This is a genomic window from Mesorhizobium sp. M0410, from assembly GCF_040321435.1.
Lineage (GTDB): Bacteria > Pseudomonadota > Alphaproteobacteria > Rhizobiales > Rhizobiaceae > Mesorhizobium.
The window spans coordinates 1-1037 of sequence record NZ_JAMYRN010000071.1 but is presented as its reverse complement, the minus strand read 5'-3'; the positions used below and the strand labels follow the sequence as shown (position 1 = coordinate 1037).

The window sequence follows — 1037 nt, the reverse complement described above, 5'->3', positions numbered from 1 at the left end:
CTCCCCGCAAGGGCAAAAAGAGGGGCTATGAAACTGGGAGCAAACGATGACTGTCCAAAAAGAAGACTATCGAACCAACAGAGCCGACTACGCCATAGCTGCGATGCATAGCCGAGCGACCGCTGAGGGCGATCGTGACGATTTGGTGGCGAGGAAAAAGTCCCTGTGGGTAACAGATCGGCGATCTGCAAAATTGGCTGCAAACCCCTCCGAAAGCTCGCCAGAACCCAAGGCAAAACCGCGCGGTAAGTGAATCGGACGCCAGCCACTTTCTTACCGCCGCGTACTTCGTTCGCATGGTTCGATTATATTAGATTTATCTAAAATACTAACCGGCCAGTCGAGCATTCCCGAACGCTCGCTGGTCAGGCCCAGCGGCCCCCCTAACCCAAGCTGCTGGGCCGCCACTCAGAGCAAAGCGCGATGTATGAGCATACCTAGCATAACGGTGATCGTCTCCACCTTGCCGGCCTTGCTTAGCACCACCTGAAAATCAGCTTCGAATCCCCGAATGTGCGGGGTCCCAGTGGCCATCACTAGACATTTCGAGATTTGCGGTTCAAGCCTCCCTTCATCGGCATGAGCGGTGACGGAGTACATCATCTTGCCAAATCAACACAGCCGACATCCTCGTCCCCTCGTTCGGTCGAAAGCCAGGTGGAACAATCAGGGCGCGCAACTTGTCATGACTGATATTGCCGCTTCACCCCAGCTTTGAGCGTGCGCCCTTCCGCCTGTGCGTGGTTCACCGTTTTTTACATTATTAGCGCACGTTTATAAACGGACATGTTGGTGTAGCTTGTACGTGCCCAAAGCCTCGGCGCAACGACCCAGCGCCGAGGCTTTTTTGCGGTATCCTTGCTCAGCATGTGCCAGATGATCATTGCAAGCTTGCGCGCAGTGGCGACGGCCGCGATGTGCTTCCCGCGGCGCGAGGCGATCCGCTTGTGGGAGGCGCGAAGAGGTCCTGGCGATCGCACAGCCGCCCATGCCGCCTCGACCAGCATCCCCCGCGCATGGCCGCGGCCCTGCTTCGT

Annotated in this window: 1 pseudogene; it reads right to left on the bottom strand. The window is 57.3% G+C overall.

What is annotated here, in order from left to right:
- Nucleotides 1-857: 857 nt before the first annotated feature.
- Nucleotides 858-1037 (bottom strand): annotated as a pseudogene (locus tag NKI63_RS30850) (IS110 family RNA-guided transposase); the annotation flags it as partial.